General features: G+C 68.4%; 13 protein-coding genes. 6 read left to right on the plus strand and 7 right to left on the minus strand.

What is annotated here, in order from left to right; translation table 11 throughout:
* Positions 1 to 58 precede the first annotated feature (58 nt).
* The gene (locus ACVCMB_RS03780) at positions 59 to 2,002 is read right to left on the minus strand and encodes an acetyl-CoA hydrolase/transferase C-terminal domain-containing protein (RefSeq protein ID WP_395118754.1); all 1,944 of its coding nucleotides are present in this window, start codon (positions 2,000 to 2,002) and stop codon (positions 59 to 61) included.
* A gap of 64 nt (positions 2,003 to 2,066) precedes the next feature.
* Between ACVCMB_RS03780 and ACVCMB_RS03785 the strand changes: the two genes are divergently transcribed.
* Together ACVCMB_RS03785 and xseA are read left to right on the plus strand one after the other, a co-directional pair.
* Positions 2,067 to 3,542: a phospholipase D-like domain-containing protein gene (locus ACVCMB_RS03785; protein ID WP_447106179.1), complete on the plus strand. Its 1,476-nt coding sequence runs from the start codon at positions 2,067 to 2,069 to the stop codon at positions 3,540 to 3,542.
* Positions 3,543 to 3,620: 78 nt separating this feature from the next.
* Positions 3,621 to 4,988, plus strand: coding sequence for an exodeoxyribonuclease VII large subunit (gene xseA, locus ACVCMB_RS03790; RefSeq protein WP_447106180.1), 1,368 nt, complete (start codon positions 3,621 to 3,623; stop codon positions 4,986 to 4,988).
* A gap of 35 nt (positions 4,989 to 5,023) precedes the next feature.
* On the opposite strand, the gene ACVCMB_RS03795 is transcribed toward xseA, so the two are convergent.
* A complete protein-coding gene (locus tag ACVCMB_RS03795; protein ID WP_447106181.1) occupies positions 5,024 to 6,235 on the minus strand; it encodes a glycosyltransferase in 1,212 nt (403 codons plus the stop codon).
* Positions 6,236 to 6,351: 116 nt separating this feature from the next.
* Here ACVCMB_RS03795 and ACVCMB_RS03800 point away from each other — a divergent pair, with 116 nt between their 5' ends.
* Both ACVCMB_RS03800 and ACVCMB_RS03805 read left to right on the plus strand, forming a co-directional pair.
* Positions 6,352 to 6,903, plus strand: coding sequence for a TetR/AcrR family transcriptional regulator (locus ACVCMB_RS03800; protein ID WP_447106182.1), 552 nt, complete (start codon positions 6,352 to 6,354; stop codon positions 6,901 to 6,903).
* A 186-nt stretch (positions 6,904 to 7,089) separates the two neighbouring features.
* Positions 7,090 to 8,520 carry an aldehyde dehydrogenase family protein gene (locus ACVCMB_RS03805; RefSeq protein WP_447106183.1) on the plus strand — a complete coding sequence of 477 codons (1,431 nt, stop codon included), beginning with the start codon at positions 7,090 to 7,092 and terminating at the stop codon, positions 8,518 to 8,520.
* Between the two features lie 78 nt (positions 8,521 to 8,598).
* Here ACVCMB_RS03805 and ACVCMB_RS03810 read toward each other — a convergent pair whose 3' ends face one another.
* Complete coding sequence (locus ACVCMB_RS03810; RefSeq protein ID WP_447106184.1) at positions 8,599 to 9,354, minus strand: YdcF family protein; 756 nt, start codon at positions 9,352 to 9,354, stop codon at positions 8,599 to 8,601.
* A gap of 132 nt (positions 9,355 to 9,486) precedes the next feature.
* Between ACVCMB_RS03810 and ACVCMB_RS03815 the strand changes: the two genes are divergently transcribed.
* The gene (locus tag ACVCMB_RS03815; protein WP_447106185.1) at positions 9,487 to 10,938 is read left to right on the plus strand and encodes a phospholipase; all 1,452 of its coding nucleotides are present in this window, start codon (positions 9,487 to 9,489) and stop codon (positions 10,936 to 10,938) included.
* Between the two features lie 320 nt (positions 10,939 to 11,258).
* Here the strand turns inward: ACVCMB_RS03815 and ACVCMB_RS03820 are convergent, their stop codons facing one another.
* The 4 genes from ACVCMB_RS03820 to ACVCMB_RS03835 all read right to left on the minus strand — a co-directional run bounded on the left by ACVCMB_RS03820 (position 11,259) and on the right by ACVCMB_RS03835 (position 13,775).
* Positions 11,259 to 11,852: a GNAT family N-acetyltransferase gene (locus tag ACVCMB_RS03820; protein WP_447106186.1), complete on the minus strand. Its 594-nt coding sequence runs from the start codon at positions 11,850 to 11,852 to the stop codon at positions 11,259 to 11,261.
* 82 nt (positions 11,853 to 11,934) lie between these two features.
* Positions 11,935 to 12,741, minus strand: coding sequence for an AraC family transcriptional regulator (locus ACVCMB_RS03825; RefSeq protein WP_395118771.1), 807 nt, complete (start codon positions 12,739 to 12,741; stop codon positions 11,935 to 11,937).
* Between the two features lie 66 nt (positions 12,742 to 12,807).
* The gene (locus tag ACVCMB_RS03830; protein WP_395118773.1) at positions 12,808 to 13,281 is read right to left on the minus strand and encodes a YehS family protein; all 474 of its coding nucleotides are present in this window, start codon (positions 13,279 to 13,281) and stop codon (positions 12,808 to 12,810) included.
* Positions 13,278 to 13,775, minus strand: coding sequence for a hypothetical protein (locus tag ACVCMB_RS03835; RefSeq protein WP_447106187.1), 498 nt, complete (start codon positions 13,773 to 13,775; stop codon positions 13,278 to 13,280). Before ACVCMB_RS03835 ends, ACVCMB_RS03830 begins: the two co-directional genes overlap by 4 nt.
* Here ACVCMB_RS03835 and ACVCMB_RS03840 point away from each other — a divergent pair.
* Entirely contained in the window at positions 13,774 to 15,240 is a 1,467-nt protein-coding gene (locus tag ACVCMB_RS03840) for a vWA domain-containing protein (RefSeq protein ID WP_447106188.1), read from the plus strand. The two genes, ACVCMB_RS03835 and ACVCMB_RS03840, sit on opposite strands and share 2 nt — an antisense overlap.
* The last annotated feature ends 44 nt before the right edge of the window (positions 15,241 to 15,284 follow it).

The raw sequence follows: 15,284 nt of genomic DNA on the forward strand, positions 1-15,284 counted from the left end.
CAGTGCCCGCCATCCCTGCGCGACAGCGACGACAAGAGCCGGGGGGGGCGGTGCCGCCCTACGATCGCCGGCGCAGCGCGGCTTGCAGCAGGCGTCGCTGCAGGCGATCGGGCAAGCCCTTCGGCGCATCGAGACCCATCCGGGCCAAGGCGGCGTCTTCACCTTCGACGGCATCGCCGGGATGGATTGCCGCGCGCAGCACTTGCCAGCGGCCGCGCCAGCGACTGCTGCGCGATTGCAGCCATTCCAGCGCCGGCAACAGGCGCTGTTCGACCTCGTCGAAATCGCTGCCGAAGGGGAACACCGGCAGTTGGCCCTTGCGCCGGAATGGCATCAGCGATTCGTGCAGTGCATCGGGCTGGTGCCGGCGCCAGGCATCGGGTATGGCGAAATCCGCCGCCAGCTTGCCGCGCGATTTCGCCTCCGCGCACAGCGCGTCCAGAAAGCGCGCATCGCAGATCGACAGCATCGCCTCGATGCATTCGCTGTCGCTCTTGCCGCGCAAGTCGGCGACCCCGTATTCGGTGACCACGATGTCGCGCAGGTGGCGCGGGATCGTGGTCTGGCCGTAGCTCCAGCGGATCGTGCTCTCGATGCCGCCGCGATGGCGGCGGGTGGCGCGCAGCAGCAGCACCGAGCGCGCGCCCGGCAGCTCGTGCGCCATCGCCACGAAGTTGTACTGGCCGCCGACGCCGCTGACCACCGCGCCGTCCTCCAGCGTATCGGACACCGCCGCACCGAGCAGGGTCGCCATCATGCAGGTGTTGAAGAAACGCGCGTCGCGTCGCTGCAGCGTGGCCAATGCCTGTTGGTCGCCGTACAGCTGGTTGACGTTGGACACCGCGCACATGTCGATCGCGTCCGGGTCGCTCGCCTCGGTGGCGGCCAGCCATTCGTACAGGTCGCGCGAACCGAGGAAGAATGCGCCGCGCAGGTAATGGCCGCCGGGCGTGCCCGGATTCAGCCGGCCGGACAGCGAGGCGCGCTCCAGCGCAAGGTTGTCCCAGCTGCGCCGCTTCAGGATGCCGCCGCGCTGCAGGTGCATGAAGCCGTCCATCACCATCTCGCTGGCACCGTACAAGCCGGTCCCCAATGGTGCAAGGCCACCGAGCGCGCCTGCCTGCGCATGGGTGCTGCCGGCCGGGTCCAGCGCCACCAGCATGCAGCGCCAGGCGGTGTTCTGCTGCTGGCGCAGCAGCAAGGCCTTGACCAGGGCGTCGGACAACGCGCCGATGCCGATCTGCAGGCAGCCACCGTCGCGCACCAGGCTGCTGGCGTGCAGGCCGATCGCATATTCGGCCAGGTCGATCGGCAACCGCGGCAGCGCGAACAGGCGCGGCGAGGATTCCGGCTGCAGCTCCACGTCGAAGTAATCCGCCGGCACCTCGGCATCACCGCCCAGCCACGGCAGGTCGGGATGCACCACCGCCACGCACAGCGGCCGGCGTGCGCCTGCCAGCTGCAACTGGCGCAGGAAATCCAGGGTCAGGTCGGGGTTGCACGAGAGGCTGTAGCGCACACCCTCGGCGGTTTCGCGGCGTGCGACCAGCTGCACCAGCAGGTTGATGTCCTGCAACGCCAGGTCGCGCGCCACATGGGTGTAGTTCTGGCTGATGTAGTTGCGCTGCGCACTGCCCGAATGCAGCAGCGCGCCACTCTGCAGGTAGAACTCGTGCACCACGACGTTTGGCGGCAAGGCATCGCGCGCCTCGTCCAGGGCGTACTGCGGGTCGACCGCGTCGGCGCCGAAATGGCGATCGAGGAACGGCTGCAGGAAGCGCCGCTGCAGCCCCGCCTTCGGCTGCGGCCGGGTCAGCGACAGCGCGGTGTACAGGCGCATCGAACGCGTCGGGTCGCCGGCGGTGAGTCGGTACAACGCGTTGAGCAGGCCGTGCGGCTTGCCCAGGCCCAGCGGCGCGGCGATGCGCAGATCCGGCCCCAGCGCATCGGCGAGGTCGTGGGCGCAAGCGTCGGTGTCGCTGTAGCGCGGCTTGGCGGGCATCCTCCGATCATGCCAGAAGCCGCCGCCACGGCGCATCGACATCCCCATCGCCTACACTCGATGCATGCCCGACCCCTTGTCGCCGTCGTCGTCCTCGTCCAGTCGCCTGCTGGCGCAGCAAGCGCTGAGCCGCGCTGCCGGGGCACCGTTGCTCAGCGGCAACGCGGTGGACCTGCTGATCGATGCGGCAGCCAACTATGCCGCGTGGCTGGAAGCGATCCGCGGCGCGCGCCAGCGGGTGCTGCTGGAAAACTACATGGTGCGCGACGACGTGGTGGGCCGCGAATTCCGCGATGCGCTGGTCGAGCGCGCGCAGGCCGGCGTGTTCGTGGCCGTAGTGGTCGACTGGGTCGGCTGCCTGGGCCAGTCGCGCAGCGGCTTCTGGGCACCGCTGCGCGCGGCCGGTGGCGAAGTGCGCGTGTACAACCCGCTGCAGCTGGGGCAGACCTTCGGCTGGCTGAGCCGCGACCACCGCAAGTCGCTGGTGGTCGATGGCGTGACCGGCTTCCTTTCCGGCGTGTGCATCAGCGCCAGATGGCTGGGCAACCCCGCGCGCGACGTGCCGCCGTGGCGCGATACCGGCGTCGCCTTGCGCGGCCCGGTGGTGACCGAGCTGGAAGCGGCATTCGCTCAAAGCTGGAGCGCCACCGGCACGCCGCTGCGCGAATTCCCGAGCGCGGTCGAGCCGACCACACCCGCCGGTGACGTCGCACTGCGCCTGATCGCCACCCAGCCCTCCACCGCCGGCATGTATCGGCTCGACCAGCTGATCGCCTCGCTGGCCACCCGCACGCTGTGGCTCACCGACGCCTATTTCGTGGGCATCGCACCCTATGTGCAGGCACTGGTGGCGGCCGCCCGCGATGGCGTCGACGTGCGCCTGCTGGTACCCGGCAGCAGTGACATCCCGGCCGTGGCCAACATGTCCCGCGCGGGCTACCGGCCACTGCTGAAAGCCGGCATCCGCGTGTTCGAATGGAACGGCTCGATGCTGCACGCCAAGACCGCGGTGGCCGACGGGCAATGGGCGCGGGTGGGCTCGTCCAACCTCAACCTAGCCAGCTGGCTGGGCAACCAGGAGCTGGACGTGGCGATCGAGGACGCCACGTTCGCCGGCAAGCTCGCCGCCCAGTACGAGCACGACCTGGAAAACGCCACCGAAATCGTGCTGGCGCCGCACCATCGCCGCGGCCATGCCGAGAAAGTACGCACCAGCCAGGCGCGACCGCGCGTGCGCCATGGCGGCGGCAGCTCCGGGCGTGCCGCGGCGGGTGCGTTGCGCCTGGCCAACAGCGTCGGTGCCGCGCTTGGCCATCGCCGCGTGCTCGGTGCGACCTCGGCCAGGCCGTTGTTCCTGGCCACCGCGGCGCTCCTGGTGCTGGGCGTGATCGCGGCACTGTGGCCGGCCTGGATCGGCTGGCCGGTCGCCGTGCTGTGCGCCTGGTTCGCGCTGAACCTGGGCATCCGCGGCTGGCGCCTGCGCCGCCGCCAGCGCACGGCGTGCGAAGCCGACGCCCGCGAGGCCGGCCACGACACATGAGACATTTGTTCTGATTCACCTCCCAAGCGGATGTTTTTTCACGACTTCACCGTAGCGGCATGCTAGGCTCTTCGCCCCATGTCCGTCCCCGACACCCCCGCCCCCCGCCACGTGCTGACCCCCAGCTCGCTCAACCGGCTGGTTCGCGACCTGCTGGGCGACGCGCTGCCGCAGGTGTGGATCGAAGGCGAGCTGTCCAACGTGGCGAAGCCGGCCTCGGGCCACCTGTACTTCACCTTGAAGGACAGCGGCGCGCAGGTGCGCTGCGCGATGTTCAAGATGAAAGCCTCCGTGCTGCGCTTTCGCCCGGTCGACGGCATGCAGGTGCTGCTGCGCGCCAAGGTCGGCCTGTACGAACCGCGCGGCGAGTTCCAACTGGTCGCCGAATACATGGAGCCGGCCGGCGAAGGCGCGCTGCAGCGCGAGTTCGAGCAGCTCAAGGCCCGGCTCGACGCCGAAGGCCTGTTCGACCCGGCGCGCAAGCGTGCCCTGCCCCGCTACGCGCGCCGGATCGGCGTGATCACCTCGGCCACCGGCGCGGCGATCCGCGACGTGCTGAGCGTGCTGTCACGGCGCTGGCCATTGGCTGATGTCGAGATCTTGCCGGTGCCGGTACAGGGCCGCGAGGCGCCGCCGGCGATCGTGGCGATGCTGCGCAAGGCATCGGCCAGCGCACGCTACGACGTGCTGCTGCTGACCCGCGGCGGCGGTTCGCTGGAAGACCTGTGGGCGTTCAACGACGAAGCGGTGGCACGGGCGATCCACGCCAGCGCGGTGCCGGTGGTTTCCGCGGTGGGCCACGAGATCGATTTCAGCATCGCCGACTTCGTCGCCGACCTGCGCGCGCCCACGCCCTCGGCCGCCGCCGAACTGCTGGTGCCCGACGCGGTGGCGGTCGATCGCCACCTGCGGCAGCTGCAGCAGCGCCTGGCTACCCTGCAGCAACGACGCATGCAGGGGAACGCGCAACGCGTCGACCATCTGCTGGCGCGATTGCAGGCGCAGCGGCCGCAGGCGCGGCTGCAACGCGATCGCGAGCGGCTGGTCCATCTCCACCGTCGCCTCCTCGGGGCAATGCGCGAACAGCAGCAACGCCGCCAGTCGCAGCTCGACCGCGCCCGGTCCCGCTTGCTCGGGCAACACCCGCAGCAGCGGTTACCCCTGCTGCGCCATCGCCTCGGCGAACTCACCCAGCGCCTGCGCCACGCCATCGAGCGTCGTCTGGAACGCGACCGCCTCACCCTGCAGCAAGCCGCGCGCGCTCTGCATACGGTCAGCCCATTGGCCACGCTGGAACGCGGCTACGCCATTCTGTTCGACGAGGCCGGCAAGGTGCTGCGCTCGACGCAAGGTGTCGAGACGGGCACCGCGCTGCGCGCGCGCTTGGCCGATGGAGAGCTGGGGCTGCGGGTAGAGGAACGTGAGGCCGCGAAGCCTCGCGGGTAATCGCGCAGCAACCGACACCCGTGCCGCCCAGGCTCCTAGCCTGAAAACATTCTCTCGATGGCGGCGACCGCCGTAGCCAGGCCGTCTTCGCGGGCGATACGCCGACCAAGCTCGGCTGCACGCGCGGCGATGGTTTCCCCCGCGACAAAATCGAGGGCCGCGGCAAGAGCCCTGGCGTCCGGAGTTGCCGCCGGGAGTGCCGCCGGCGCCACGCCCAGCCGACGAAGGCGATCCGCCCAGAACGCCTGATCCCCGGCGAACGGCATGACGATGGAGGGTTTGCCTGCCCGCAGGGCCGAGTGGGTGGTTCCCGATCCGCCGTGGTGGATCACCGCAGCCATCCGTGGAAACAGCCAATCGTGCGGGGTGGCGTCGATGCACAGGACATTGTCCGGCAGACGCACGTCGCCCATCCCGTTCCACCCCGGCCAGAACACGGCACGTCGCCCGTCCAGCGCCGCGACCACCGCACCGAGCATGGCAGCCATGTCGATGCCGGTCATGCTGCCAAAGCCCACATAGACCGGCGCGGTGCCGGCGGCAAGGAACGTCGCCAGAGCCGGAGGTGGCGTGTAGCTTTCACCCATGGGCGGCAGCCACTGGCCACACAGCGTGGCATTCGCCGGCCAGTCCTTGGGCGATGGCAGCAGCGTCGGCGAGATGCCGTAGAGCATGGGCAGATCCTTCCACACGGTTTTCCGCGGCGGCAGGGCCAGCACCTCCGCCCGTGCACGGTTGAGCGCCTGCTTGAAAGCCAGCCAGAACAGCTTGTTGGTGAACGCGAGGCTGGCCCGGTTCAACCAGGCGGGGACCCAGGCCGGCGGCAAGAAGGGCGAAGCAAACTCGCGCGACGGCGTAAGGGGGATCATCCCCGCGATGACGGCGGGAACCTCGAGGCGCTCGGCCACCGAAAGCCCGACGAAGCCGGCCAGGCCCGACGTCACGATGGCATCGCAACCTTCCGCCGCGGCCAGCGTCTCCCGCATCCACGCAGCCGTGTGCTTGTTGGTCAATGCCACCATGGCCTTGGCCGTGCCGCGCGGCCCTTGTTGTCCCCAGTCGGCAAACAGCTCGCGGATGTCGCCGGAAAGCGGCGTGGCTGGAATCCCGAGCGCATTCGCCGTGCCCAGGGTTCGCGCGTCACCCAGCAGAACCACCTCATGGCCCGCTTTGCGCAGGGCATGACCCAGGGCGGCCAGCGGGCGCGTATCGCCCTCGGTGCCGCAGGTCAGAAGCACGAGCTTCATGTCACGCTCCCATGTAAAGTAAACGTCGTATACTTTACATGCCACCGAGTGTCTGAGCCATGCCCTCTTCCCGTCCGCGTCCCCGGCCATCGAGCCGGGCCGATTTGCCCGAACACATGGGCCTCGTTGCGCGCCAATTGTTCGCATCGCACGGCTATGCCCAGGTGACCATGGAGCAGGTCGCCGCCCAGGCCGGCGTATCCAAGCGCACCCTGTACAAATACTTTCCGGCCAAAGAAGCCCTGCTGGAACACACGCTGGAAGCTTCCCTCTCGAAAGACCTCGCAACACGCGACTTCAGCCTGCACGAACGTGCCGGCTTCCGCGCCGGCGCCACGGCACTGCTGCACGAATCGGCGCACTGGTGCGAACAGCACGCCGATATCCTGTTGCCCTACATCCGCTACAAGTTCGCCAATTTCGACCCGGGCGCCAGGCCGAAGGAAGATCGCGGCCTGCTTCCACTCTGGGTGATGCTGATCGAAGCCGCCCAGGATCGCGGCGAACTGGCGCCGCAGCATCGCTCCGAACAACTGGGCATCTATTTCCACTACCTCTACCTGGGTGCCCTGATGCGCTGGCTCAGCGAGCCGGGCCTCGACCTGCGGCAAGAGTTCGACATGGTGATCGGGCTGTTCATGGACGGGGCGGCGGCCGGCGCGAATTGATGTTCGGCAAGCTGGCGCATGGCCATGCAGCCTTGTGTCGCCGCGGGGAGAGCCTCGACATCATGCCCGTGTGGCCGTCGCGGCCAGCGCGAAACCAGGTTCACCCACTGGCAGACGACAGCAGCTCACGACCCCTGAACAACACCACGCCCTATCCTTGCCGGATCGCAACCGCAGGCAAGCGCCATGTTGAACAAGACCTACCCGTACTACCTTGCCAACCGGCCGCAGACGTCGAAGGCCATGCTCGACGTGCGCGACAAGTACAACGGCAAGCTCGCCACCCGCGTCGCGGTACCGGACGCGAAGGCCACCGAGCAGGCGATCGCCGCCGCGGTGAAGGCGGCCAGGCCCATGCGCGAGTTCAAGCCGTGGGCGCGCCAGGCCGTGCTGCAGCATTGCGCGCAGCGCTTCGCCGAGCGCCGCGACGAACTGGCCGAGGCGCTGTGCATCGAGGCCGGCAAGCCGATCAAGGATGCGGCCGGCGAGGTGACCCGGCTGATCGAGACCTTCCGCATCGCTGCCGAAGAAGCCGTGCGCATCAACGGCGAGACGATCAACCTGGAACTGGCCAGCCGTCTGGACGGCTATCACGGCTACACCAAACGCGTGCCGCTGGGGCCGGTGTCGTTCATCACGCCGTTCAACTTTCCGCTGAACCTGGTCGCGCACAAGGTGGCGCCGGCGATCGCCGCCGGCTGCCCGTTCGTGCTGAAACCGTCGGAGAAGACCCCGATCGGCGCGCTGATCATCGGCGAGGTGCTGGCCGAGACCGATCTGCCGAAGGGCGCGTTCTCGATCCTGCCGCTGGACGGCGACCATGCCGCACCGCTGGTCGAGGACGAGCGCTTCAAGCTGCTCTCGTTCACCGGCGGCCAGATCGGCTGGGCACTGAAGGCACGCGCCGGGCGCAAGAAGGTAGTGCTGGAACTGGGCGGCAATGCCGCCTGCATCGTCGACGCCGACCAGGGCGCGCAGCTCGATCGCGTGGTGGAGCGGCTGGTGTTTGGCGCGTTCTACCAGTCCGGGCAGAGCTGCATCGGCGTGCAGCGCATCTACTCCCACGCGGATGTCTACGACGCGCTGAAGCGCAAGCTGGTCGCCGCCACGAAGAAGCTCAAGGCCGGCGACCCGCGCGACAAGGAGGTATTCCTCGGCCCGATGATCGACGAGGCGGCCGCCGAACGCCTGCACGGCTGGATTCTGGAAGCGAAACAGGCCGGCGGCAGGATTCTCTGCGGCGGCAAACGCGAGGGCAACATGCTCGACGCCACGCTGATGGAGAACGTGCCCGCCGATGCCAAGGCGAACCGCATGGAAGCGTTCGGCCCGTTCGCGCTGCTCGCTCCGTTCGACAAGTTCGACCAGGCGATCGGCATGGTCAACGACTCGGACTACGGCCTGCAGGCCGGGGTCTTCACCAACGATCTGGACCACGCCATGCGTGCCTGGAACGAGCTTGAGCAAGGCGGCGTCATCATCAACGACATCCCCAGCTTCCGCGTCGACAACATGCCCTACGGCGGCGTCAAGCTGTCCGGCCTGGGTCGCGAAGGCCTGCGCTACGCGATCGAGGACATGACCGAGATCCGCCTGATGGTGATGCGCGAAGGCTGATCCATGCCGGACCCTGCGCCACACGAAGGTCGCCGCCCGCTGCACGGCCGCGACGGAGGCCGGCGGGCATTGCCCGCCCTACCGCAAGGGTTTCATGACCGGTGCGTTCCAGCCCATCGCGTTGTAGACGCGGTACCGCAGCACGCCCAGGTACTCATGCAGGGCCACGTCGGTCAGCACCAGGTTCTGCGCCGAGGGCCACAGGCCCAGGTTGGCGTGCAGGTAATCCGCGCGCACCGGGGTGGCTGCTATACCGAAATGGTCGAAGTACAGCACGCTGCGACGCAGGTGCCAGGCGGAGCTGACCAGCCACACCTTCGGCGCGTCGAGCCTGGCCAGCAGCGGGCGCGAGAACTGCGCGTTCTGCCAGGTGTTGTTGCTGCGGGATTCCAGGATCAGATCCTCGTCCGGCACACCGAGCCCGCGCAGCACGCGGGCGTAGGAGACGGCCAGCGGCGTTTCCATGCGTTCCGGGTCGCCGCCGCTGACCAGCAATTTGCAATCGGTCCCGGCCGCGTGGCAGGCGTGGTACAGCACGGCCGCTTCGGTGATCCGTCCGTACGCGCTGATGCTCGGTTCGACCTTGTCCTGCGGCACATGGATCGAACCGCCGGTCAGCAACACGATCGCGTTGTGCGGTGCCCATGCCAGCGTCGGACGCAGCGCATACGGCGCCTGCAGGCGTTGCAGCAACAGCCGGGGCAACACGCCACATCCGGCCAGCAGCAACAGCAGCACCGCCAGTAGCGCGGCGCCGCCGCCCAGCCGACGCCAGCGACGCCAGAGCGCCAGCCAGGCGAGCAGGATCAACGCAGCGATGAGCGAAAGCAGCATGGTCGGGCCGACAGCACGAAGGCTCGCAGGTTAACCGATGCGAGGCCGCACGCAAGGCGCGCTTTCGTGACGGCGACAACTGCGCGAGGATGATCGACGCGCGCGATCGGCGCGTGCCGCGCAGGCGTCGCCATGACCACCCTCGTCTTCGTCCACGGCTGGAGCGTCACCAGCACCGCCACCTACGGACAGATGCCGCAACGCCTCCAGCAACGTGCGGCCGCCAGCGGCCTGGCGATGACCCTGGCCGACATCTGGCTGTCCGAATACGTGAGCTTCGACGACGCGGTAACCATGGCCGACCTGGTGCGCGCATTCGACCACGCCCTGCGCGACCTGCACCTGCAGGACGCAAGCTTCGCCTGCGTGACGCACTCCTTTGGCGGCCCGGTGGTGCGCGAGTGGTTGCGCGCGCAGCGCATGCAACCCGGACGCCACAGCACCATCCGCCTGACCCACTTGGTGATGCTGGCGCCGGCGAACTTCGGTTCCGCATTGGCACAGTTGGGCAAGGGCGTGCTCGGCAAGCTGAAGGCGTGGTGGCACGGCGTGGAACCGGGCCAGCGCCTGCTCGACTGGCTGACGCTGGGCAGCCCGGCCTCGCTCGCCCTCAACCTGGACACCATCCACGGCGTGGACCCCGCGACCACCGGCCTGTATCAGTTCGTGCTGACCGGCGATCGCCCCGACCGCGCGCTGTACGACTACCTGGTGCCCTATACCGGCGAGGACGGCTCCGACGGCGTGGTGCGCCTTGCCGCGGCCAATCTCAATGCGCGCCACGCGGTGCTGAGCCGGGATGGCAAAAGTGATGTCGGCGGCATCGACGAACTGGCGTTGAGGGTGACCCGCGGCCCGCGCTTCGCCTTCAAGATCGTGGCCGACGCCGCCCACTCGGGCAGCGAACACGGCATCCTGCGCGAGGCGGCGCCGACCACCGTGGCCGACATCCTGCGTTGCCTGCAGGTGCGCAGCAGCGGCGACTACGCCACCCTGGCCGACGCCTTTGACGCCGAGAACGCCGCACGCGACGCGCACCGGGTGGAACTGGAACCGGCCGACCCGTTCCCCGCCCGCGTGCACATCCACGACCCGCGCAGCCAGCTGATCGTGCGCATCAGCGACGACAGCGGCGAGGCGCTGGCCGGCGCCGGCTTCCTGCTCACCGCCGGGCCGCAGGCCAGCCCCGACCGGATGCCGCCGGGCTTCATGCTCGATCGCCAGGTCAACCCGCGCCATCGCGCCACCACCACGCTGTATCTCGACCACACGCTGCTCGCGGGCGCCGATCGCGTGAGTCATCCGGACAACTCGCGCAAGACACTGCGCCCCGCCATGCCCAGCCACCGGCCCTACGGTGCCAGCGTCACGCCGCAGGATCTCGGCGGCCTGGTGCATCACGCGCTGGCGCGCAGCATTGCCGTCGATGACCTGTTCGCCATCCTCGGCCCGCACCAGACCACCGTGCTGGACGTGGTGCTCTCGCGCAAAATCCACGCTGGCGTGTTCCGCCTCATCCGCGACCTGGAGCCGCAGGACTTCCGCCAGCCGTCGCCCGGCCCGGTGATCGGCCAGCGCCGCTGACCCGATCGCGCGCGGGACGTTACGATGCGCGCCGGAGCTCCAGCGCGCCGATCACCGTAGGAGCCCGCTCGCGGGCGATGCTCCTTAACCGGCCAAGACCTGGATTTCGTCACGTCACAAGAGCATCGCCCCCTGCGCCGCACGAAGACACCGAGCGAACGCACCGGATTACGACTTCGAGACCAAGTCGATCCAACTCTCCGACGACCGCAAGACCGCCACCGTGGAGATCACCAGCGCCATGCGCATCGGCGACATGACCCTCGCCCGCTCCCGTTCGGTGGAACACCTCATCCGCCGCCTGGGCCGCATCCGCAGCGTCAGCAGCGAAGAAACCGTGTGGGCGTACCAGCCGGAATAGGCCGAACGTCGGCGAGTACCACCGATGCCTCGATCTGTCGTTCCGATATGTTCCAGTAGGCCCGCAGCAGCTTCGGCGCCTGCGCCGTCGGCACCGGTTCGAAACCGTGCCGCTGATAGAAGCGGATCGCCCAGTCGGCCGCGGACCATGTGCCCACCAGCATGCGCCGCGCACTCTTGCGGCGCAGGTGCGTGATCAGCTCCCCGCCGATGCCGCGGCCCTGCTGGCCAGGCAGGACGTAGGCGTGGCGGATCAGGTCGACGTCTCGCACCGCCTGGACACCCATCACGCCGACCAGCGCGCCATCCATTTCATAACCCCGGAATTCGACCCCGGCGGCGATCTCGCCGTCGAACTCCCGCAACGTCATGTATGGCTCGTGCCAGCAATCGTCGGGAATCACGCCCCGGTACGCCTCGGCAGCGGCCTGGATGATCGCAAGTATCGTCGCGCGCTCGTCGTCGCGACAGCGCCGGATGATCGCCGGCGCGACGCCTTCGGTGGTTGTCGGGGAAACTTCGCCTTGGTTGGGGTCGATGATGGCGTTCTGCATGTGCCGCACTCCTGTCGGTTGGACGGGTGCAAGCCTGACGACACCGACGCGGGCGGTCTTGGACAAAAGTGCGGGCGCGGAATCAACCGGCGGCGGCGTAGCGGCTCGGCGTAACGCCGAACTGCCGGGTGAAACAGCGGGTCAGGTGGCTCTGGTCGAAAAAGCCGGCAATCGCCGCCGCCTCGGCCAGCGCATGGCCGTTGCGAATGAGCCGGCGCGCCAGAGCGACCCGCCGCTGCAAGATGTAAGCATGCGGCGGCAGCCCCAGCTCGCGCGCAAAGCCGCGAAGCAACTGGTAGCGACTGAGCCCGGCCTCGTCGGCCAGGCTTGCCAGCATCAGCGGCGCGGCCGGGTCGTCATCGATCCTGTCGCGGACCTGGCGGATGGAAGCCACCGGCCCCGGCGACGCCATTCGGCCGCCCGCCGCATTGGCCTGCATGCCCGCAGCCAGGCGCAGGAGCGCCGTCTCGCAGGCCATCGCATTGCTCGATCCGCCCGCAGGCACATGGGTGAAGATGTCGTCGAAAAGCCGGCGCAATCGCTCGTCCTTGAATACCGGTGCGGCGAATGCCAGCGATATGTGGGCGCCATCGTGGATATCGTCCAGGACGTTGCCCAGCAGCTCGGGATCGACATACAACATCCGCCACGACCGCGGCTGTCCATGGATTGCGCGGCCGTCATGGACTTCGCCCGGGTTCACGAAAATCAGGCTGCCCGGCCCGGCTTCGACCTGACCCCGGCCGCTCGACGATGCATGTCCGCCGGTGTCGAGGACACCAATGCCGTACTGGTCGTGCGTGTGGCGCGGATAGCTGCGCGCCGTGGATGCCGTCATCGCGTCGATGCCGGCCAGAGGGAAACGGTGGTAGAGGATACGCTCGCTCATCCGCACTCCAGAGGGCTGCGGTGCCTCGGGCCTGGGAGCCAGCCCGGCGCCGGCTGGCAACGGTGCTCAGCCGTTGCCGCGCACCCGCACTGTCAACCCTTTCAGGAAATTGCGCAGCAGCTGATCGCCGCACAGCTTGAAGTTCTTGTGGTCGCTCTGGCGAAACAGTGCGCTGAGTTCCGGCTTGGAGACGGGGAAACCGGCGGACTCGAGGATCTGGTGCATGTCCACGTCCTTGAGTTCGAACGCCACGCGCAGCTTCTTCAGTACCACGTTGTTGGTGACGCGCTTCTCCGGCGGGCGCGGCGGGCGGCTTTCGTCCTTGCCGCGGCGGTGGAACACCAGTCCGTCGAGAAACAGCGCCAGCAGCTTGGTGCTGCATTCGACGTAGCCGGGCTCGTCGTCCTTCTTCAGCATCGCCTGCACTTCTTCCTTCGTCACCGGCGCCGCGGCGTCGGCCAGGTGGATCAGCTCCACCACCTTGCCGTCGCTCAAGTCGAGCATGTAGCGGATGGAGCGCAGTACGTCGTTGTTGATCATGTCGTTCCGAAGGGGCGTGCGTAAGGCCGCCATGCTACCGCGACGGTCCGGCGAGTTTCAGTCGGCACAGGCTCAACCCCCTTTCCGTTCGCGCTGCGTTTCATCTTCCACACCCGGAGGAGAACCGACGCGATGAAAACGAATACCCCGTGGCGCAGCGTGTTGATGGCCTTGCTGGTGATGCTTGCCGGCTGCGGCCACCGGCCAACCGCCGAGCCGGTCAAGACCGGCCATGCCGCCAGCGCCGCGGCAACGCAGAATGACCAGTCGGCCCGGACCACGCCGGCACCTTCCACCCGCCCGTTGCAGGAAACCGCACCCAGGGCGGCGAACGACACCACACTGCCCTCGCCGCCACGACTGCCACCGCCGCCGTATGTGCAACGCCGGGCAACCCCGCCTTCGCCTCCCGCACCGCCACCGATGGTCGCGGCGCCATTGGCAGCAGGCAAACGCATGGCCCCCGCCATGCCGACGATGGCGTCGATCATCATGCCCCCGAACCAACCATTGCCCGGCGACATCAACACCGAAAACTACACCCACCGCGACGCCAATCCGGTGCGGCTGGTGAGCGAACACCCGGTGTCCACCTTCAGCATCGACGTCGACACCGGCGCGTACACCAACGTGCGGCGCATGTTGAATGCCGGCCGCCTGCCGCCAGCCGACGCGGTGCGCGCGGAGGAGTTCATCAACTATTTCGATTACCACTACGCGCCGCCGGCGAATCGCGCGCAGCCGTTCAGCGTCATCACCGAACTGGCGCCGGCGCCGTGGAATGCACAGCGGCAACTGTTGCTGGTCGGCATCCAGGGTTATCGCGTGCCGAAGGCGCAGATCCCCGCCGCCAACCTGGTGTTCCTGATCGATACCTCCGGCTCGATGAACGAGCCGGACAAGCTGCCGCTGCTCAAGGCTTCGCTGAAACAGCTGGTGCGCGAACTGCGCAAGCAGGACCGGGTGGCGATCGTCACCTATGCCGGTTCCGCCGGCGTCGCCCTGCCTTCCACTGCCGGCGACCAGCACGCCACCATCGATGCCGCCATCGACAGCCTCGGCGCCGGCGGTTCCACCAATGGCGGGGCCGGCATCGAGTTGGCCTATGCGCAGGCCGGACAAGGCTTCATCAAGGACGGTGTAAACCGGGTAATCCTGTGCACCGACGGTGATTTCAACGTGGGCACGGTCGACGAGGAAGCCCTGAAAACCACCATCGAGGACCATCGCAAGAGCGGCGTGGCGCTGACCACGCTGGGCTTCGGCGAAGGCAACTACAACGATGCGATGGCGGTGATGCTGGCCGACGTGGGCAATGGCAGCCACCACTACATCGACAACCTCGCCGAAGGCCGTCGCGTGCTGGTGGACGAGATGTCCGCGACGCTGCTGACCATCGCCAGGGACGTGAAGATCCAGCTGGAGTTCAACCCCGCCCAGGTGCAGGAGTACCGCCTGATCGGCTACGAGAAGCGCCTGCTCAAGCGCGAGGATTTCAACAACGACCAGGTCGACGCCGGCGAGATCGGCGCCGGTGCCAACGTCACCGCGATCTACGAGATCACCCCGGCCGGCTCTGCCGGCGCGCGGATCGATCCGCTGCGCTACGGCGGCCGCGCCGAGCCGCAAGGCCACGGCAATGAACTCGGCTTCCTGCGCCTGCGCTACAAGTTGCCGGGTCAGTCGGCGAGCCGCCTGATCGAACAGCCGATCGCCGCGCAGGCCGAGGCTGAAGCCAGCGAGCGGCTGCGCTGGGCCGCCGCGGTGGCCGCGTTCGCCGATGCCCTGCGCGGCGGCAAGTACCTGGACGGCTACGGCTACCGCCAGATCGCGCAGCTCGCCAACGGTGCCCGCGGCCAGGATGCCGACGGCTACCGCGCCGGCTTCGTGCAGTTGGTGAAGCTGGCCGAGGGCCTGGCCACGCCCGCCCCGGCCAACCCTGAAACTTTCCTGCGCTGAGCCATTCGGCCCCGCCGCGTCGACCGCCGTGACGACCGCAGCTT

It is taken from the genome of Rhodanobacter sp. UC4443_H10 (assembly GCF_052978325.1).

Coding starts and splice junctions, on each gene's coding strand:
- ACVCMB_RS03820 (WP_447106186.1), bottom strand. CDS start 11,852: ATGCAGAACGCCATCATCGACCCCAACCAAGGCGAAGTTTCCCCGACA.
- ACVCMB_RS03810 (WP_447106184.1), bottom strand. CDS start 9,354: ATGCTGCTTTCGCTCATCGCTGCGTTGATCCTGCTCGCCTGGCTGGCG.
- ACVCMB_RS03795 (WP_447106181.1), bottom strand. CDS start 6,235: ATGAAGCTCGTGCTTCTGACCTGCGGCACCGAGGGCGATACGCGCCCG.
- ACVCMB_RS03830 (WP_395118773.1), bottom strand. CDS start 13,281: ATGATCAACAACGACGTACTGCGCTCCATCCGCTACATGCTCGACTTG.
- ACVCMB_RS03800 (WP_447106182.1), top strand. CDS start 6,352: ATGGGCCTCGTTGCGCGCCAATTGTTCGCATCGCACGGCTATGCCCAG.
- ACVCMB_RS03835 (WP_447106187.1), bottom strand. CDS start 13,775: ATGATGATCGACGCCATCGTCGGCATGGCGGGGGCCATGCGTTTGCCT.
- ACVCMB_RS03805 (WP_447106183.1), top strand. CDS start 7,090: ATGTTGAACAAGACCTACCCGTACTACCTTGCCAACCGGCCGCAGACG.
- ACVCMB_RS03825 (WP_395118771.1), bottom strand. CDS start 12,741: ATGAGCGAGCGTATCCTCTACCACCGTTTCCCTCTGGCCGGCATCGAC.
- ACVCMB_RS03780 (WP_395118754.1), bottom strand. CDS start 2,002: ATGCCCGCCAAGCCGCGCTACAGCGACACCGACGCTTGCGCCCACGAC.
- ACVCMB_RS03785 (WP_447106179.1), top strand. CDS start 2,067: ATGCCCGACCCCTTGTCGCCGTCGTCGTCCTCGTCCAGTCGCCTGCTG.
- xseA (WP_447106180.1), top strand. CDS start 3,621: ATGTCCGTCCCCGACACCCCCGCCCCCCGCCACGTGCTGACCCCCAGC.
- ACVCMB_RS03815 (WP_447106185.1), top strand. CDS start 9,487: ATGACCACCCTCGTCTTCGTCCACGGCTGGAGCGTCACCAGCACCGCC.
- ACVCMB_RS03840 (WP_447106188.1), top strand. CDS start 13,774: ATGCCCCCGAACCAACCATTGCCCGGCGACATCAACACCGAAAACTAC.